The organism is Bacillus sp. 22475 (assembly GCF_052044835.1).
Classification (GTDB): domain Bacteria; phylum Bacillota; class Bacilli; order Bacillales; family Bacillaceae_G; genus Bacillus_A; species Bacillus_A cereus.
Genome location: NZ_JBQENW010000002.1, coordinates 289,751 through 307,913, shown reverse-complemented (window position 1 = coordinate 307,913; position 18,163 = coordinate 289,751). Strand labels below are relative to the sequence as shown.

Below are 18,163 nucleotides of genomic sequence, written 5' to 3'. Positions count from 1 at the left end.
ATGAAGGTGTCCCTTTCACATTACATAGCTGTTGGTAGAGGGGGTTTGTATGAGCAAGAAACAGAAGCAAAATAAGAAAAAGACCCACGTTCCTTTTCGGTTAAACGTGCTGTTTTTCTGCGTGTTTTTAATGTTCTCCGCGGTTATTGTAAGGCTCGGATATGTACAAATTGTTCGTGGTGAAGAATATAAGAATGAAGTGGAGAAGAAAGAAAACTCAACGATAAGTAATCCTGTACCGCGCGGGAAAATATTTGACCGTTATGGGCGACCTGTAGTAGATAATGCAGCCATTCGTACTATTACATTTACAAAAATGAAAGGATCAACTGCAGAGGATCGCTTAGAAACAGCGAAAAAGCTAGCAGATTTGATTGAAGTACCGACAGATAAATTAACAGATCGCGATAAAAAAGATTATTGGCTTGCTATGCATAAAGAGGAAGCTAAAGAAAAAATTACGAATAAAGATCGTCAAGAGTTTAAAGATAAAAAAATTGATGATAAAGAATTAGACGAGCGTCAGCGCAGTCGTGTAACAGAAGAAGAAATTAATCAATTATCCGCAAAAGATCTAGAAATACTAGCGATTAAGAGTAAGATGGATGGCGGATATGCAATGACACCTCAAGTTATTAAAAAGGATGCTACAGAAAAGGAATATTCGATTATTAGTGAAAACCTAGCAGCATTACCAGGTGTAGATACAAATGTTGATTGGGATCGAAAATATACGTACGATGATTTATTCCGAAGTGTACTTGGTGGGGTGTCGACATCTGATGAAGGCTTACCGAGAGAAAGACTAGATTACTATCTTGTTCGTGATTATAATCGAAATGACCGAGTAGGAAAAAGTTATCTTGAACAACAGTATGAAGATAGCCTGCACGGTACGAAAGCAGAAGTTAGAAATGTTACAGATAAAAGCGGTAATATTTTAGAAACGATTAATGTATCAAAAGGGCAAAGTGGTAATGACCTGAACTTAACAATTGATATGGAATTACAAAAGCGTGTGGAAGATATTCTTGCGAAGAATTTAATGAGATTTAAAGGAAGCGAACCTCTTTTAGATCGCGCATTCGTTGTAATGATGAATCCAAAAAATGGTGAAGTTTTATCTATGGCTGGGAAACAATTAGTTAATGAAGATGGTCAAACGAAAGTAAATGACTTTGCATTAGGTACCATGACAAGTTCTTATCCGATGGGGTCAACTGTAAAAGGTGCAACAGTACTTACTGGATATCAAACTGGTGCGATTCAACCTGGGGCAGTACAATTGGATGAACCAATTAAATTAAAAGGTACACCTACGAAGTCGTCTTGGAAAACGATGGGATATATTAATGACCTTACAGCTTTAAAAATGTCTTCTAACGTTTATATGTTTAAAACAGCGATGAATATCGCTGGTGTTCAATATGTGAGAGGTGGTACGTTAGATATACCTCAAAAAGCATTTGATACGATGCGTTATTATTTCGGACAGTTTGGACTTGGTGTAAAAACAGGAATTGATTTACCGAATGAATCTGCTGGTCAGATGGGTAGAAGTAGTCAACCAGGTTTCTTACTAGATTTATCAATTGGACAGTATGATACGTATACACCGCTTCAATTAGCGCAATATATTTCGACGATTGCCAATGGCGGATATCGTATGCAACCACAAGTTGTAAAAGAAATTCGTCAACCGGCAGTGAAACCAGATGAAGTTGGGAAAGTTGTTCAATCTATGGAACCGAAAGTATTAAATCGTGTTGATATGCCAGAATCGCAAATTAAACGTGTTCAAGAAGGATTTAGACAAGTGTATAATGATTCAGGTGGTACAGCTACAAAATACTTTACAGGTGCAAAATATAAAGCGGCAGGGAAGACAGGTACCGCGCAAACTGTGTATGGCGGAGATAAAGAGATTGGTAGAAAGGCAAATGGTGAACGTGTGGAAACATATAACTTAACATTAGTAGGTTATGCGCCACTTGAAGATCCAGAAGTAGCATTCTCTGTTGTCGTTCCGTGGGTACATGATGATAAGACTGGTATTAATGGATATATTGGTCGTGAAATTATGGACGCCTACTTTGATTTGAAAAACAAAGAAGTAAATGGTGAAGCTCCAAAAGATGATAAAAACAATAAAAATAAAGATCAAGATGATGAATAAAAAAATTTTAAAAAAGCACACTATCTGAAAAGATAGTGTGCTTTTTTTTATGGTTTATGCATATCGTGTAATAAATGTGGACAAGTATACAACATTGAAAAAAACGCGGCCGTATAAATGATACTTGTATATGATGGGATAGGGGATAACTGTTTTATAGGGAAATCATCAGAGGAAATGAATAACTACTACCGATTAAAATTGTATCCCGCTATTAACGGGTAAGACCCCCATCTCAAAATTCAGCGAAAGCAAAGAAGTTAGGTGGGGGTGGGGCTGTCCGTAAAAGCCCGATTGGTGAGGGCTGATTAAAGTTTCACTTTATCGTATGTTGATTTTTGTGGAACTTTACAAAACTTTTACAAACAATTAAAACCGAATTAATAGTTTAGCAGTATTCTTATATCTGTAATCCTGTTATTTCCGGTTACTTCTAGGAGGAAGAACACGTGAAATGGATGCGTACACCGATTATAATTTTCGTACTATCGATATGGTTCCTCTGTTTTGAAATGTCTACTGCATTTGCTTTAAATGATATGGAAGAAGTGAGAGTTGATGGATCCTCAACGGTTTTTCCTATTATAGAAGCAGTAGCGGAGGAATATACAAAGGTGCATCCAGACGTGAAAATTTCCATCAGTGTTTCTGGAACTGGAGGAGGATTTAATCGTTTCAGTAAAGGAGAAGTAGATATAAATAATGCTTCGAGAGTAATGAAACAAGTCGAGAAAAATGAGATGAAGAAAAACTCTATTCAGTTCACACCTTTTGAGGTCGCTAACGATGGTCTTACAATTGTTGTGAATCGGCACAATACATGGGTAGACGATATGTCAATAGACGAGTTACGTTTACTGTGGAGTGAAGATGGAAGAGAGAAGCGATGGTCACAAATTCATTCAACATGGCCACGTGAACAAGTGAAGTTTTATGCACCAGGCGTAGACTCTGGTACTTATGATTATTTTCAAAATGTCATCTTACAAAATCATCGCATTGTAAAAAAAGTCTCTTTGTCTGAAGATGATCAAGTTATTATGCAAGGGGTAATGAATGATAAACATGCCATTGCTTTTGTAGGATATGCTTATTATATGGCTAATCGAGATAAAGTGAAAGCAATAAAAGTGAATGGTGTATTTCCGACGAAAGAGACCATTCAGTCAGGTAAGTATAAGCCGTTATCTAGGCCGCTACTTACTTATGTGAATAATGCATCTATCCGAAATAAAATGAATGTAGCAAACTATGTTGAGTTTATGATTCAGCATGTTGGTAACCTCGCTGAAGAGGTCGGGTATGTAAAATTAGGAAAAGAAAAATACAATGAACAGCTGCGTATGTTAACAGAAATAAAAAGGTAATGTCAGGGTGGAAAGGGGTTTTCATCTTTGGCTCATAATGACAAAAGTCAAATTACATTTTCTGTACAACATTTGATTGAAAGAAATACAAAACAAAGAAAAAAAACGCAGCGAATCAATCGAATAATGCCTTTGTTACTAAAAATAATTGCTAGCGTTTCTATTGTTACGACACTTGGAATTGTTTTTACGCTCTCTAATGAAACAATCATGTTTTTTCAAAAAATATCATTGTACTCCTTTTTGACGGAGAAAGAATGGTTACCGTTTTTTGAAAATCCTAAATTCGGTATATTACCACTTATATGTGGAACGTTCCTTGTAACAGCAATCGCTATGTTTGTAGCAATTCCTATTGGTTTAGCGTGTGCCGTATTTTTAAGCGAATATGCTTCAAATAGTGCACGAAAAATATTAAAGCCGATGTTAGAGCTATTAGCAGGTATCCCGACAATTGTATATGGTTTTTTTGCATTAACAATTGTTACGCCGCTTTTACAAAGGATTATACCAGATTTACAGTTTTTTAATGCGATTAGCCCAGGAATCGTTATCGGATTTATGATGATGCCTACAGTTGCATCTCTATCTGAAGACGCGATGAGAGCTGTGGCGAAAGGGACGAAAGAAGCTTCATTAGCACTCGGAGCGACGCGGTTTGAAATGGTAAAACAAGTGGTGTTTCCGTCCGCTTTTACAGGGATTATGGCAGCAATTATATTAGCGGCTTCGCGTGCAATTGGTGAAACGATGATTGTTGTAATTGCGGCAGGATCCACACCAAATGTATCGCTTGATCCGACACATTCTATTCAAACGTTAACAGCCTATATTGTGCAAGTAAGTTTAGGTGATGCTCCGCATGGAACGATTACGTATTACAGCATGTATGCTGTAGGTGCAACATTATTTTTGTTTACTTTTATTATGAACATCATTTCGCAGTCAATTATGCGTCGTTTTAGGAGGATGACATAATATGCGGACGTTGAATCATAAAAAAATACAAAAAAACATGGCATCACGCTTTTTAAAAGATCGAATTTACAAATTGTTATTTTATATAGCAATTTTATTTTCAATCGTAATTTTGTTTGTGTTACTGTTTCAAATTGTTGAAAAAGGTATAAGCTATCTTTCAATAGATTTCTTTACAAATTTCGCTTCACGTAATCCGAAAGAAGCTGGTATTGCTGCAGCTTTGTCAGGGACAATATTATTTATGAGTATTGTTATACCTGTTTCTTTTATATTTGGAGTTGGAACAGCCCTTTATTTAGAGCAATATGCGAAGGAATCTCTATTTAAAAAAATAGTAGAGATTAATAATCAAACGTTAGCAGGAGTACCATCCGTTGTATTTGGATTGCTTGGTTTAACTATTTTTGTATATGCTCTTCATTTAGGAGAGAGTATAGTTGCAGCAGCACTGACGATGAGTTTACTCGTCTTACCAACAGTTGTTGTGGCGAGTCAAGAAGCAATCCGATCAGTACCAAGTGTATTATTAGAGGGTTCTTACGGATTAGGTGCTACGAAGTGGCAAACGATGTATCAAATTGTATTGCCATATGCTTTCCCGGGGATTATAACGGGCTGTACGTTAGCGATATCGAGAGCAATTGGAGAAGCAGCACCACTATTAGTTATTGGGGCACTTGCGTTTGCAAATTATATTCCATTTAGTATGTTTGATAGATTTACAGTTTTACCAATTCAAATTTTTAATTGGATGAGTAGGCCACAAGAAGAATTTCAGTATGTAGCAGCAGCTGGGATGATTGTTTTGTTAGGTTTGTTGCTATTTATCAATATATTTGTTTTATGGTTACGAAATCGAAAATAAGTTGGAAGTGGATGAAAGGGGAATTCAAATGGTAGCAACAGTAGTAAATGTACAGGTGAAAAACGAAGAGAAAATCGAGACTGCGCCAAAGAAAGTAGTATTTGATACGAAAAACTTAAATTTATGGTATGGGGAAGACCATGCTTTAAAAGATATTAATTTAAGTATTCATGAGAATGAAGTTACAGCAATTATCGGTCCAAGTGGCTGTGGTAAATCAACGTACTTAAAAACGTTAAATCGCATGGTAGAGTTAGTACCGATCGTTCGAACTACAGGTGTAATTGAATATAGAGAACGCAATATATTTGATAAATCATATCCAGTTGAAGAATTAAGAACGCACGTAGGAATGGTGTTCCAAAAGCCAAATCCATTTCCAAAATCTATTTATGAGAATGTAGCATACGGTCCAAAAATCCATGGTATTCGTGACAAAAAGACATTAGATGAAATTGTTGAGAAAAGTTTACGCGGAGCAGCGATTTGGGATGAGTTAAAAGATCGTTTGCACGATAATGCATACGGTTTATCTGGTGGACAGCAACAGCGTCTATGCATCGCACGTTGCTTAGCTATTGAGCCAGACGTTATTTTAATGGATGAGCCAACATCGGCACTAGATCCAATTTCAACATTAAAAGTAGAAGAATTAATTCAAGAGTTAAAGAAAGACTTTAGTATTGTTATCGTAACGCATAATATGCAACAAGCAGCGCGTATTTCAGACAAAACCGCTTTCTTCTTAAGTGGGGAAGTTGTGGAGTATACAGATACAAACAAATTATTTACGACGCCTTCAGATAAGCGTACAGAAGATTATATTACAGGTCGCTTTGGTTGATATCGTTGCAAAGCTAAGAGAAAATGCCCTCTTAACAGAGGGCATTTCTTATTTTTATCTCACTTTAATAGGGAAGTAATACCTTCTCTTTATCTTAAGGTTTATTACAAGCGTAAGAGGCTATGTAGGAGATTTATCCCGCTATTTGCGGGCAGTAAGACCCCACCTCAAAATTCAGCAAGAGCAAAGAAGTTAGGTGGGCGGCCTGTAAAAGCCCGATTGATGAGAGGTGATTAAAGTTTCACTTTGTATATAATGGCACATAATACTGAGGGGGAAGAAAAAATGGTAAGAGAACAGTTTCAAGGTGATTTAAAAGTGTTACAGCAAAAGGTGATTGAGCTTGGCGAATTAGCAAATGCGGCTTTATTGATTGCTATGGAAGGTCTGCATACAAGGGATGTAGAGAAAGCGTTAGAGGTCATTGATGGTGATTACCGCATGGATAATTTAGAAGAGGAAATAAACGATCTTGCGCTTATGCTCATTACGAAGCAGCAACCTGTAGCAAGTGACTTAAGAAGGATCTTTATTTCAATTAAAACAGCGACAGATTTAGAGCGTATTGCAGATCATGCTGTTAATATTGCAAAGGCTACAATTCGTCTTGGGGAAAAAGAAGTGGCTGTTAGTTTGCACAATCTGGATGAAATGTTTGCGATTGCAAATAAGATGTTGCATTTAGCGTTAGAAGCATATGAACAAGAAAATTTAACTTTCGCGAAACAAATTGCTGAAATGGATGATTCCGTTGATGAAATATATGGAAAAGCAATTCGTGAGTTTATATCTTCAGTTCCGGAACAACCAGAAGCAATTACGCAAATTACACAATTATCATTTGTGGCGAGATATATTGAGCGTGTAGCAGACCATATTACAAATATTGCCGAAAATGTATTTTATTTAGTAAAAGGAAAGCATTATTTATTGAATGAGTAGGAATGAAAGTAGGTGATGAGAAATCACCTGCTTTTTTTAGTCAAAACATGACAAAAAAAGCTCGTTGTTTCCTTTAGTTTATGATGATAAGATGTATCATAATGTAATGGGAAAATTAGTATATATATTTTTCGTTAATAAGTATTATTTATCAATCAATAGTAAGCGCTTTCTTGTCGTTTGAAACGTACGTTTTTATAGGTGGGAAATTTAATTATAGGGTCTTTTAAATGAGGATTCGTTTAACTAATCAAGTTTATGCTGCTAGTTCATGTGGGATAGAGAATATACATATGGTATATGGAGCTACTGAACATTATATAAGTGGAGGCTGAAGTATATGAAGGGGGTTATTTTAGCTGGAGGAAAAGGAAGACGCCTTAGACCATTAACATGTAATACTCCAAAGCCGATGTTACCATTATTAGAAAAACCAGTTTTAGAATACAATATTGAGTTATTACGCCAGCATGGTATTCGTGAAATTGCAATTACTGTTCAATATATGAGTACGACGATTAAGCGATATTTTGGTGATGGTAGTAAATGGGGAGTTAACTTGTATTATTTTGAAGACTCTCCTCCGCTTGGTACAGCAGGGAGTATTAAACAAGCAGAACAATTTTTAGATGAAACATTTGTTGTAATAAGCGGGGATGCATTAACTGACTTTCAATTATCAGAAGGAATTAGGTTTCATGAACAAAAGAAAAGAATGGTAACAATGTTTGTGAAAGAAGTAGAAAATCCACTCTCATTTGGATTGGTTGTAATGAATAAAGACCAGGAGGTTACACGATATATAGAAAAGCCGGGCTGGAATGAGGTAGTATCTAATGTTGTGAATACAGGCATATATATTATGGAGCCAGAAATCTTTTCTTACATACCGCCTAGACAATTTTTTGATTTCAGTCATGATGTGTTTCCGTTATTGGCAAACAAAAATGTGTTATTCGCATATTTGTCAGAAGGTTATTGGTTAGATATCGGCACATTTAATCAATATCGACAAGCACAATTTGATTTGTTAACGAAAAAGTTACAAGTACCTATTCCTTATACGGAAGTATTACCGATGGTATGGATGGGAGAAGGGGTGACGATTGGGAAAGGGACAAAAATTCATGGCCCCTCTTTCATTGGAGAAGGAGCAAAGATTGGTACAGGAGCTGTAATTGAGCCATATTCTATTATTGGAAAAAATAGTATCGTTTCAAATTATTCTCATCTTCAAAAAAGTATTGTTTTTGCAAATGCCCATATTGGAAAGTATTGTGAACTATTAGAAACGACAATAGGAGAGCGTACAATAGTTGAAGATGACGTTACACTGTTTCAAAAAAGCATTGTAGCGGATCACTGTCATATCGGGAGAAGTACGATAATTAAGCAAAAAGGAAAACTATGGCCTTATAAGGCGATTGATAGTCATTCGATAGTAGGAGCGGCTGGTATTCAAGAGAGTGAAATGAGTGCAGGGTGGTTACAAAAAAGCCGCATTGTAGGAAGAGGGAATGTTGAAATTACTCCCCAGTTTATCGTGAAGATTGCGATGGCGTATGGCTCTCTTTTTACAAAAGGAGAAAGTATATTAATTGGAAGTCAAGAAAATATAGAAACAACCTCTTATAAAAATTTATTTTTACATGCTATTCATGGTATAGGGATTCATACGATGGAATGCAAAGAAATGAACGAGTCACTTTTTCAATATAGTGTTCATCATTTGCAATGTGCAGGTGGGGTTTTCATTCAAGTGGAGAATGAGAATAAGATTGTTATAAAGTTGTATAGTCAAGCTGGCATGCCGTTAACGTATAAGCAGCAAAAAGAGATAGAACAAGTATATATGTCCGAATTGTTTTATTACGTGCATGAGAAAGAGATGGGGCGAAATAAGCTGGTTCATGTTTCTATGAATGAGTATATAGAAGTTATATTGGGGCATATTGATATCGAGAAAATACAGATGCAGAAGTTTCATCTTCTTATTAATAAGAGAAATGATACGTTGCAACATTTACTTATGCTCTTTCTACAAAGACTTGGTTGTACAGTTACATGGATTTATGCAAGCGAACAAAAAGATCATGTGAAAGCTTTGATGAAATCAAGTAAAGCGAATATGGCTCTTATGTTTTCTGAGCAAGGAAATCATTTCGAGTTATACGATAAACATAGTAATATTTACCAGGGTACAGATTTAGAAGAGGTAGATATTCCAGATTTCTTACTCGAATCTACAGGAAATATTTACCCAATGTCTTTGAAATTAGGAGAATGTTATCTTCTGTTTTATACGCAGGATGAAAGGAAGTCGTTTCAAGTAAGGTGGAAGCGAGATATTTTATATCGAATTGGAAAATTATTTGAGCTAATAGCATTGCAAGGAAAAACGTTTCTCAGCATAGTAGAGCAATCACCTCCGCTCTATTTACTTTATGATGAAGTGGTATGTTCATGGAATGAAAAAGGGAAAATTATGAGGAAATTATTGGATGATATTGAAAGGAAGGGAGAAGGTATATTTGAAGGAGTACAGTTCAAATATACTGAAAAAGAGTGGTCTTATATCGTTTCTGACACAAAACAACCAAAATTTTTAGTGTATTCACATGCTAGAAACCCAGTAATAGCAAGGGAAAACATGAAAAATCTTATAGAAAAAATTAGACAATATCAAAAGGTGTAGAATTTTTATTTTAAAAGTGGTATTATAGTATAGTCTGATTTAAGTTATTAGTACTGGAGGGAAATAAGAATGCGTGTGAATATTACTCTAGCATGTACAGAATGCGGAGATCGTAACTATATCTCAAAGAAAAATAAACGTAACAACGCTGAGCGTATAGAGCTTAAAAAGTATTGCAAGCGTGACAAGAAGTCTACGTTACACCGTGAAACAAAGTAAGCAGTAGGAATATTTTCCTACTGTTTCTTTTTTTATTCGATTCCTATGTTAAAAGTGATACACTATCATCATAGAGTAAAGTGTCACTGTAAGGAGGAGAATGTGTGAAAGAAGAGAAAGTGCGTTTGCGTAAACAAATAATAGAACACATGAATTCTTTATCAGAAGAACAATATACAACTTTATCAGAACAGATTGCATTTTCGTTGTATGCGCAAAAAGAGTGGGTTGAAGCTAAAACAATTGGAATTACTCTCTCAATGGAAAATGAAGTGAATACATATCCTATTATCGAAAAAGCTTGGGAAGAAGGAAAGAAAGTTGTAGTTCCTAAGTGTAATAAAGGAACAAGAACGATGTCCTTCCGGAAAATTAGTGATTTTGATCAATTAGAAACGGTGTATATGAACTTACGTGAACCGATTCCGGGACTTACGGAAGAAGTGAGTGCGGATGACATTGATCTTCAAATTGTGCCAGGCATAGCTTATACAGAGCGAGGAGAACGGATTGGATACGGCGGGGGCTATTATGATCGTTATCTCGTGCATTATAAAGGGAAAACGCTATCATTAGCATATGATTTTCAAATGGTAAAACACATTCCGGTAGAGCCATTTGATAAAAATATAGAAAAAATTATTACAGAAAAAGGAACAATGCTTATAAATGAGCTTGTATAGACAAATAAAAATTGACGAGACTTTTTCTTCTTGATTATAATAAAATATGTGAACGTTTTCTTATTATAATTTTTATAGTAAGTGAGCATAGAGGGTGATGAAATGGTATCTATTTATGATATTCAGCAATTGCTAAAGAAATTTGGTACGATTATTTATACGGGAGATCGAATTGCAGATTTACAATTAATGCAAGATGAATTGCGTGAATTAAATCAATCACAGCTAATCGATCCACAAGACTATCAAACAGCTTTATTTTTATTGAAGCAAGAAATTCAAAAAGAGCTAAATAAGAATTAGATAAAGGTAGGTAAGCAACATGGAAGAGAAATGGTTAGTTGGTGTTGACCTTGGTGGTACAACGATTAAATTAGCATTTATTAATGTATACGGCGAAATTTTACATAAGTGGGAAATCCCTACAAATACAGGTGAGCAAGGAAAACATATTACACTTGATGTTGCGAAAGCAATTGATAAAAAGCTAGAAGAATTAGGCGAATTGAAGAGCAAGTTAATTGGTATTGGTATGGGAGCTCCTGGCCCTGTACATGTGGCATCTGGAATGATTTATGAAGCGGTTAATTTAGGGTGGAAAAACTATCCGCTAAAAGATTTATTAGAAGTAGAAACAGGATTACCTGTTGTTATTGATAATGATGCAAACTTAGCAGCGCTTGGTGAAATGTGGAAAGGTGCTGGTGAAGGTGCAAAAGATTTAATCTGCATGACACTTGGTACGGGCGTTGGTGGTGGTGTAATCGCCAATGGTGAGATTGTACACGGCGTGAGTGGTGCTGCTGGTGAGATTGGACATATTACAGTAGTTACAGAAAATGCTTTCCCATGTAATTGCGGGAAGTCTGGTTGCTTAGAAACAGTAGCATCTGCGACAGGTATTGTACGTGTTGCTATGCAAAAAATACAAGAGACTAATAAAGAAAGCATGTTGCGTTCTATGTTAGCTGAAGAAGGACGTATTACATCAAAAGATGTCTTTGAAGCACTTGGACAAGGTGATGAATTAGCAGGCGAAGTAGTAGAAAAAGTAGCTTCTTATTTAGGGTTAGCTGTAGCGAACCTATCTAGTACGTTGAACCCAGAGAAAATTGTTATTGGTGGAGGCGTGTCTAAAGCTGGAGATGCGCTATTAGAACCAATTCAACGCTATTTCGAGCAATACGCTTTCTCACGTGCTGTAAAGAGCACGAAGTTAGCTATTGCAACACTTGGTAATGATGCAGGTGTTATCGGAGGAGCTTGGCTTGTAAAAAAGCACAAATACGAAGCGAAGATGATATAAGTTGTGAAATATGAAAAGAGGAAGGGGGGACCCTTCCTCTTTTTGTGTGAAATCTCGATGAAGAATAAAGTGTAAACGAATTAAGCTGCTGGTGGATACCCGTTATATAGAACAGTCATGATCGTAAACCATCCGAAAACGAGTACAGTTGCAATTGCAAAGCCGCTCGCGAAAAAGTTTTTTTCACGAAGTGTTCTAAGCGTAGCAAATACAGCTAACAGAGTGACAAGTGTAAAAATAATAACAAGGCCCATACAATATCCTCCTCTGTCTACCCATTTCTTATTATGAGTTTTTGGAATATTTACTCTTTTATATTGTACATGTTTTAAAAATGATTGTCGAGATAGCATCCTTTCTTTTCCTCAGAGAAAGAAATGTTGTATCATTAAAAGTAAGTTTAATAACTGGAGGAGATTTTCATATGAAATGGATACAAATGCCGTTAGGCCCATTACAAACAAATGCTTATATTTTAATGAACGATCAAAAAGAGTGCATTATCTTTGACCCTGGTCACGAAGGTGAAAAGCTCGTTACATATTTACAAGAAGAACAATTAAAACCATTGGCTGTTTTATTAACGCATGCTCACTTTGATCATATCGGTGCTGTTGATGCGGTAAGAGACGCTTTTCATATTCCTGTATACGTACATAAAGAAGAAGCAGATTGGTTAGGAGATGCAACTGTAAACGGCTCTCAAATTTTTATGATGAACCGCAGTATTACAGCAAAACCAGCGGATCATATTATTGATGCAGAAGGTACATTAACAATTGGATCATTTAATTTTGAAATTTTTGAGACGCCAGGACATTCTCCAGGAAGTATTTCTTATTATAGTAAAGAGGCAAATGCTGTATTCTCAGGAGATGTATTGTTCCAAATGAGCATTGGAAGAACAGATTTGCCTGGTGGAAGTTTTGCTGAATTAATTGGAAGTATTGAAGAGAAATTATTTGTATTACCAGATGAGACAGCGGTGTTATGTGGACATGGTCCAGAAACAAGCATTGGTTTTGAAAAAGAAAATAATCCGTTTTTACAATAAGGAGTCATTATGGGAATGGAGCTCATTTTAAGAGAATGGATGGGGAAAGAAAAGGATTATTCAATTTCATATAGTACGTATATGAACCTTGTATTGTATACAGAAGGCCATGGATATTATATGAAAGAACGTGAAAAGATTGGAAGACAAGGGGATTTTTTTACAAGTAGCAATGTATCCTCTGTTTTTGCAAAAACTTTTGCTAAACTTTTTATTCGTCTTGTTGAAAATGGTGAAGTTGCTTCGAATATTTGTGAGGTTGGTGGGGGAACTGGAAAGTTTGCCTATGATGTTTTACAAGAATGGAAGCAATTATCTCCAAAAACCTTTATTGATTTAAACTATTCAATGATTGAAGTGAGCCCTTTTCATAGGAAATTACAGCAGGAGCACCTTGGCTCATTTTCTAATGTATCGTACTATACCTCTTATAGTGAAATGGGAGATTCTTTCGAGGGAATTCTCTTTTCGAATGAGTTGTTTGATTCATTTCCTGTTGAAATAATTGAGAAAAGAAATGGTATGTTGTATGAAGTGCGTATTACATATACAGAGGAAGGAAGCCTTTCAGAAATATGTAGGCCGTTAGATAAAAGAATTGGTCGATATTTATTGAAATATAATATTCATATTGCTGAAGGGCAACGTTTTGAAGTACCACTTGTGATGGAGGAGTATATAAAAGAAATTGCGAAATGGTTTCAAAAAGGTATATGTATTACAGTTGATTACGGATACACAAAAGAAGAATGGATGCATCCAGCACACCGTGAAGGAAGTTTGCGAGGTTATTATCAGCATAAACTAATACGTAACCCACTAGCGCATCCAGGTGAAATGGATCTTACTACTCATATTCATTGGGACGAGCTAAAGGAGATGTTTAGTCTGCAAGGAATGAGTGCAGTATGGCATAAGAAACAATCTGAGTTCTTGTTAGCTGCAGGGATATTAGAACAGCTTACAAGCCATCAAGATATGAATCCTTTTTCTGAAACGCAAAAACAAAATCGAGCAGTTCGTTCTATGATTTTGAATGGAGGAGTAGGGAGTGCGTTTGATGTTGTTATACATACAAAAGATATGCAACATTTACATTTGGAGCGGTATGTAACAATATAAAAAACAAGACACAGTATATACTGTGTCTTGTTTTTTAATACGACTTATGTAGTATTATATATTTCCTCTCATGATATATATTTATATTAAAGATATGAGATGAAAAATATAGAATACGTTCTTTTTCTTCGATTATTAGTCCCTAACCTAATAATACGCGAACGAGTTGAATTATTGTTTCGTTCTCTACTTTGTAATAAATTTCTAATCCTTTTCTTTCACTAGAAACGATTTTAGCGCTTTTTAATTTTGCTAAATGCTGTGAAATTGTAGATTGTGGCATGTTTAAGCCAGTGTACATTGTAGAAACGTTGCTTGGACCGCGCTCAATTAATCCTTTTACGATACATAAACGAACAGGATGAGCCAGCACTTTTAATAATTCTGCATTACTTTCATATAGTTCTAATTCTTTTTGAAAGGTTTCTAACATGTTCTTTTCCACCTCCGTGTGAGCTATTATACCATACTATACATACCAAAAATTTAAAGAAAAGAAAATAGTTGTTGCAGAAAAAAAGTCCTAAAGTAAAGAAATTGTAAGAAAAGAGACCATGATGTAAATAAAATAGGTAAATTAGCACGTTTTTGTAAAATGACATTTTTGGGTGAAAATTTCGATACGTTTTAAAAATTGAAAGATATAGATATATTTGTAACACAATTTTATCATGATTTTCTTATTCTTTCAAATGAATATACGAAATTTTTAAAATAATATGACAAAGGAATTATAATGATATATATAGAATATAAAACAGGTTAAAAGAAAAGAAGCTGAATGTAGTTCGCTTCTTTATGGTGATAATGAAATATTTGATTACGGCTGATAAATCTTAGGATAATCAAGTCATTAGTCATTTATTCTAAAATTCATCTTTTAGCAACGTTAAAAATCTGTGATTCCATATGTTCTCGTAAAAATCAATTGTCTCTTTTGCGGACATAAAAGGATTATTCAACGTAGAGGTTGTTTTCTGTACCATAAAGTTTTCGTATCCCAGTCCGTGGGCAAACTTAATCGTAGCATCCATACAGTACTCTGTTTGGGCACCACAAAATTCAATGCGATTTACAGATAATTGATCTAAAATTTCTTTTAAGTTTGTTTTATAAAATGAATTTGCATGTGTTTTTCTTACAAAAAAATCTTGTTCTTGAACATCTAGATCGGTATGAATAGCCCAAAGTTCTTTCTCGGGTACTAAATCATCATCACAATGTTGAACAAAAAGGATTGGTTTATTTAATTTTCTGTATGAAGAAATTCTTTTATTTACTTTTATTAGTAAGTTCTGTAAATCAAATAAATGCTCTTCGCTATAACATACGCCATTTTGTAAATCGATAACGATTAAAATATCTGCACAAGTATCCATTATCTTCACCCCTTTGTATTTCTTAATATATCAATTAATCCATTATTTAGAAATAGATGATATACTTTTATTTTTTGGACTATAAGAAAAGAAAAAATTCAAATGAATATAACTAAATCGCATAAAAAGAAGATATGAAAACCTATTCTCATATCTTCTTTTTTCTCTATGCATTTACAGGTTCTTCTACATAAGAAAGGGCATTTTCAAAATCGGATATTAAATCGTTAACATTTTCAAGACCGACTGATAACCGAAGTAATGAATTAGAGATTCCTCTTTCATCACGAGCTTCTTGCGACAGTGCTGCATGTGACATTTTTGCTGGATAAGAAAGAATTGACTCTACAGCTCCTAAACTAACTGCAAAAACAGGTAATTTTACTTTTGATAAAAATTGGCGGAGTGCATCTTCTGATTGCAAAGTAAATGATAAGACAGCTCCAGCTGATGTTGCTTGAGATTGTTGAATATCAAATCCGAGATGTGTTTGTAATCCCGGATAATAGACATTTTGTACTTTAGCGTGCACTTGTAAATAATGTGCAATTTTATTGGCATTTTTAGCTGAATGCTCGAGGCGTACATGTAATGTTTTTAGACCGCGAAGTACGAGAGAACAATCTTGAGGTCCTAAAATAGCACCGAATGCATTTTGTAAAAATCCAAGCTTTTGAGCGAGTTCTGCATCTTTTACTACTGCTAATCCGGCAGTAACATCACTATGCCCAGCAATAAATTTTGTGGCACTATGAAGAACAACATCAGCTCCAAGTTCAAGTGGTTTTTGGAATAGTGGTGTCAAAAATGTATTATCAACAAAAGTAAGAGCCCCAATAGATTTTGCAAGTTTAGAAACCTCGCGAATATCTGTCACCTTTAAAAGTGGATTAGAAGGTGTTTCTACATAAAAGAGCTTTGTATTTGGTTTAATGCTTTGTTTTATTTCTTCTAAATTGGTCATATCAACAAATGTATGTGAAACACCGTAACGGGAGAGTACCTCAGTTATCACTCGGTAAGTGCCTCCGTATACATCTTCTGAAATGAGTACGTGATCACCTTGTGAAAGAAGGAGGAATGCAGTGGAAATCGCTGCAATGCCTGATGCAAAGGCGAATCCCTTTGTTCCACCTTCTAATAAAGCAATGATATCTTCAAGAGCTTCACGAGTTGGATTTCCTGACCTGCTATAGTCATATTTTCCGAACGTATCTACATCAAACTGGTGAAAAGTTGATGTGTTATAGATAGGAACGTTCACAGCTCCTGTTTGCGAGTCATGTTTATATTGGTTGTGTAGTAAGAGTGTATCTATAGAATAACTCATATTCTTACACCTTCTTTTACAAGTTTAATGGCTTGCTTTAAGTCTTGAATTAAATCGTTACTATTTTCAATGCCAACGGAGAATCGAAGAAGACGATTACATACACCGTTTGCTGTTCTAATTTCTTCAGGAATATCAGCATGTGTTTGCGTTGCTGGATAAGTCATTAAACTTTCTACACCACCAAGACTTTCGGCAAATGTAATTAAGGATAAAGATTGTAAGAATGGATTAATCCAAGCTTCATCTTTAAGGCGAAATGAAATCATGCCGCCTCTTCCTGGATAAAATACATCTGCCACCCCGTCTTCATCATTTAAATATGCAACAACTGCTTTCGCATTTTCTTCATGCTGTCTCATGCGAAGCGCTAACGTTTTCATACCGCGAATTAATAACCATGAGTCAAATGGGCTTAAAACTGCACCTGATGCATTATGATAATGAGCGATTTCCTCGCAAAGTTCCTTTCCTTTTGCAACGACAAGTCCGCTTAGTACGTCGTTATGTCCTCCTAAATATTTCGTTGCGCTGTGAAGTACAATGTCAGCACCTTCTGTTAATGGTTGCTGTATATAAGGTGTGTAGAATGTGTTGTCTACAATAAGAAGTAGTCCGTGCCTTTTCGCTACAGTTGCGACAGCAGCAATATCAGTAACTTGCATTAATGGATTAGTTGGAGTTTCTATGAAAATAGCCTTCGTTTCAGTTGTGATGGCTTGCTCAATTTGTTTAATAGACTGTGTATTTACGTATCTACATCGAACATTCCACTTTTTTTCATGTTCAGAAAATAATCGATACGTTCCACCGTATAAATCTTCAGATACAATAAGTTCGTCTCCAGAGCGGAATAGAGAAAGGACGAGGAGAACAGCCGCCATCCCTGAACTACAGGCATAACCTTGTTCGCCATATTCTAAGTCTGCGATTGCCTGTTCTAAAAGACCTCGAGTTGGATTGCCAGTTCGTGAATAGTCAAAGCCAGTAGATTTACCAATTCCTTCATGACGATAAGCGGTTGAGAAATAAACTGGTGGATTAACCGTTCCAGTTGTAGTTTCACTGCGGTTTCCGATTTGTGCTAGTTTTGTTTCGATTGTTGACATGTGAAAATTCCTCCTTTTTAAATTGAAACATTAAGTGAATATAAAATAAAAAAAGCCTTCTAAGAAGAAGGCTTTCGGTTTGAATAGAGTC

18 protein-coding genes are annotated in these 18,163 nt (G+C 35.4%); 13 read left to right on the top strand and 5 right to left on the bottom strand.

Annotation, left to right across the window (positions count from 1 at the left end):
• Window positions 1-49: 49 nt before the first annotated feature.
• From ACTJJY_RS04975 to glcK, 11 genes are all read left to right on the top strand, one after another.
• On the top strand, window positions 50-2,176 hold the full coding sequence (locus ACTJJY_RS04975; protein ID WP_440605115.1) for a peptidoglycan D,D-transpeptidase FtsI family protein: 2,127 nt from the start codon (window positions 50-52) through the stop codon (window positions 2,174-2,176).
• Window positions 2,177-2,634: 458 nt separating this feature from the next.
• Complete coding sequence (locus ACTJJY_RS04970) at window positions 2,635-3,543, top strand: PstS family phosphate ABC transporter substrate-binding protein (protein WP_440605204.1); 909 nt, start codon at window positions 2,635-2,637, stop codon at window positions 3,541-3,543.
• A 27-nt stretch (window positions 3,544-3,570) separates the two neighbouring features.
• Window positions 3,571-4,521 (top strand): phosphate ABC transporter permease subunit PstC, encoded by a 951-nt coding sequence (gene pstC, locus ACTJJY_RS04965; protein WP_000940904.1) that lies wholly within the window; start codon window positions 3,571-3,573, stop codon window positions 4,519-4,521.
• A 1-nt stretch (window position 4,522) separates the two neighbouring features.
• Window positions 4,523-5,389 (top strand): phosphate ABC transporter permease PstA, encoded by an 867-nt coding sequence (gene pstA / locus ACTJJY_RS04960; RefSeq protein WP_440605114.1) that lies wholly within the window; start codon window positions 4,523-4,525, stop codon window positions 5,387-5,389.
• Between the two features lie 28 nt (window positions 5,390-5,417).
• Window positions 5,418-6,233, top strand: a complete 816-nt coding sequence (gene pstB, locus ACTJJY_RS04955) for a phosphate ABC transporter ATP-binding protein (protein ID WP_000226681.1) — start codon at window positions 5,418-5,420, stop codon at window positions 6,231-6,233.
• A gap of 285 nt (window positions 6,234-6,518) precedes the next feature.
• Complete coding sequence (gene phoU / locus ACTJJY_RS04950) at window positions 6,519-7,175, top strand: phosphate signaling complex protein PhoU (protein WP_106824068.1); 657 nt, start codon at window positions 6,519-6,521, stop codon at window positions 7,173-7,175.
• A gap of 340 nt (window positions 7,176-7,515) precedes the next feature.
• On the top strand, window positions 7,516-9,870 hold the full coding sequence (locus tag ACTJJY_RS04945) for a sugar phosphate nucleotidyltransferase (RefSeq protein ID WP_440605113.1): 2,355 nt from the start codon (window positions 7,516-7,518) through the stop codon (window positions 9,868-9,870).
• 69 nt (window positions 9,871-9,939) lie between these two features.
• Complete coding sequence (rpmG, locus tag ACTJJY_RS04940; RefSeq protein ID WP_001265616.1) at window positions 9,940-10,089, top strand: 50S ribosomal protein L33; 150 nt, start codon at window positions 9,940-9,942, stop codon at window positions 10,087-10,089.
• Between the two features lie 104 nt (window positions 10,090-10,193).
• Window positions 10,194-10,772, top strand: coding sequence for a 5-formyltetrahydrofolate cyclo-ligase (locus ACTJJY_RS04935; RefSeq protein WP_440605112.1), 579 nt, complete (start codon window positions 10,194-10,196; stop codon window positions 10,770-10,772).
• A 102-nt stretch (window positions 10,773-10,874) separates the two neighbouring features.
• The gene (locus ACTJJY_RS04930) at window positions 10,875-11,075 is read left to right on the top strand and encodes a YqgQ family protein (RefSeq protein WP_000253699.1); all 201 of its coding nucleotides are present in this window, start codon (window positions 10,875-10,877) and stop codon (window positions 11,073-11,075) included.
• A 19-nt stretch (window positions 11,076-11,094) separates the two neighbouring features.
• Window positions 11,095-12,078, top strand: coding sequence for a glucokinase (glcK, locus tag ACTJJY_RS04925; protein ID WP_000391701.1), 984 nt, complete (start codon window positions 11,095-11,097; stop codon window positions 12,076-12,078).
• A gap of 80 nt (window positions 12,079-12,158) precedes the next feature.
• On the opposite strand, the gene ACTJJY_RS04920 is transcribed toward glcK, so the two are convergent.
• On the bottom strand, window positions 12,159-12,332 hold the full coding sequence (locus ACTJJY_RS04920; protein ID WP_000524852.1) for a DUF2759 domain-containing protein: 174 nt from the start codon (window positions 12,330-12,332) through the stop codon (window positions 12,159-12,161).
• Between the two features lie 170 nt (window positions 12,333-12,502).
• Here ACTJJY_RS04920 and ACTJJY_RS04915 point away from each other — a divergent pair, with 170 nt between their 5' ends.
• The gene (locus ACTJJY_RS04915; protein WP_000871225.1) at window positions 12,503-13,132 is read left to right on the top strand and encodes an MBL fold metallo-hydrolase; all 630 of its coding nucleotides are present in this window, start codon (window positions 12,503-12,505) and stop codon (window positions 13,130-13,132) included.
• Between the two features lie 9 nt (window positions 13,133-13,141).
• Window positions 13,142-14,254 carry a class I SAM-dependent methyltransferase gene (locus ACTJJY_RS04910; RefSeq protein ID WP_440605111.1) on the top strand — a complete coding sequence of 371 codons (1,113 nt, stop codon included), beginning with the start codon at window positions 13,142-13,144 and terminating at the stop codon, window positions 14,252-14,254.
• Window positions 14,255-14,396: 142 nt separating this feature from the next.
• Here ACTJJY_RS04910 and ACTJJY_RS04905 read toward each other — a convergent pair whose 3' ends face one another.
• The 4 genes from ACTJJY_RS04905 to metI form a co-directional block, all read right to left on the bottom strand.
• Entirely contained in the window at window positions 14,397-14,687 is a 291-nt protein-coding gene (locus ACTJJY_RS04905) for an ArsR/SmtB family transcription factor (protein ID WP_000894377.1), read from the bottom strand.
• 433 nt (window positions 14,688-15,120) lie between these two features.
• Window positions 15,121-15,633 carry a cysteine hydrolase family protein gene (locus tag ACTJJY_RS04900; RefSeq protein WP_440605110.1) on the bottom strand — a complete coding sequence of 171 codons (513 nt, stop codon included), beginning with the start codon at window positions 15,631-15,633 and terminating at the stop codon, window positions 15,121-15,123.
• A gap of 166 nt (window positions 15,634-15,799) precedes the next feature.
• Entirely contained in the window at window positions 15,800-16,963 is a 1,164-nt protein-coding gene (gene metC / locus ACTJJY_RS04895; RefSeq protein WP_440605109.1) for a cystathionine beta-lyase, read from the bottom strand.
• On the bottom strand, window positions 16,960-18,072 hold the full coding sequence (gene metI / locus ACTJJY_RS04890; RefSeq protein ID WP_440605108.1) for a cystathionine gamma-synthase/O-acetylhomoserine thiolyase: 1,113 nt from the start codon (window positions 18,070-18,072) through the stop codon (window positions 16,960-16,962). Before metI ends, metC begins: the two co-directional genes overlap by 4 nt.
• Between the last annotated feature and the right edge of the window lie 91 nt (window positions 18,073-18,163).

Bases quoted from the DNA above. Each gene is read 5' to 3' on its own strand.
- ACTJJY_RS04975 (WP_440605115.1), top strand. From the start codon at position 50: ATGAGCAAGAAACAGAAGCAAAATAAGAAAAAGACCCACGTTCCTTTT.
- ACTJJY_RS04970 (WP_440605204.1), top strand. From the start codon at position 2,635: ATGCGTACACCGATTATAATTTTCGTACTATCGATATGGTTCCTCTGT.
- pstA (WP_440605114.1), top strand. From the start codon at position 4,523: ATGCGGACGTTGAATCATAAAAAAATACAAAAAAACATGGCATCACGC.
- pstB (WP_000226681.1), top strand. From the start codon at position 5,418: ATGGTAGCAACAGTAGTAAATGTACAGGTGAAAAACGAAGAGAAAATC.
- phoU (WP_106824068.1), top strand. From the start codon at position 6,519: ATGGTAAGAGAACAGTTTCAAGGTGATTTAAAAGTGTTACAGCAAAAG.
- ACTJJY_RS04945 (WP_440605113.1), top strand. From the start codon at position 7,516: ATGAAGGGGGTTATTTTAGCTGGAGGAAAAGGAAGACGCCTTAGACCA.
- rpmG (WP_001265616.1), top strand. From the start codon at position 9,940: ATGCGTGTGAATATTACTCTAGCATGTACAGAATGCGGAGATCGTAAC.
- ACTJJY_RS04930 (WP_000253699.1), top strand. From the start codon at position 10,875: ATGGTATCTATTTATGATATTCAGCAATTGCTAAAGAAATTTGGTACG.
- glcK (WP_000391701.1), top strand. From the start codon at position 11,095: ATGGAAGAGAAATGGTTAGTTGGTGTTGACCTTGGTGGTACAACGATT.
- ACTJJY_RS04920 (WP_000524852.1), bottom strand. From the start codon at position 12,332: ATGGGCCTTGTTATTATTTTTACACTTGTCACTCTGTTAGCTGTATTT.
- ACTJJY_RS04915 (WP_000871225.1), top strand. From the start codon at position 12,503: ATGAAATGGATACAAATGCCGTTAGGCCCATTACAAACAAATGCTTAT.
- ACTJJY_RS04910 (WP_440605111.1), top strand. From the start codon at position 13,142: ATGGGAATGGAGCTCATTTTAAGAGAATGGATGGGGAAAGAAAAGGAT.
- ACTJJY_RS04905 (WP_000894377.1), bottom strand. From the start codon at position 14,687: ATGTTAGAAACCTTTCAAAAAGAATTAGAACTATATGAAAGTAATGCA.
- ACTJJY_RS04900 (WP_440605110.1), bottom strand. From the start codon at position 15,633: ATGGATACTTGTGCAGATATTTTAATCGTTATCGATTTACAAAATGGC.
- metC (WP_440605109.1), bottom strand. From the start codon at position 16,963: ATGAGTTATTCTATAGATACACTCTTACTACACAACCAATATAAACAT.
- metI (WP_440605108.1), bottom strand. From the start codon at position 18,072: ATGTCAACAATCGAAACAAAACTAGCACAAATCGGAAACCGCAGTGAA.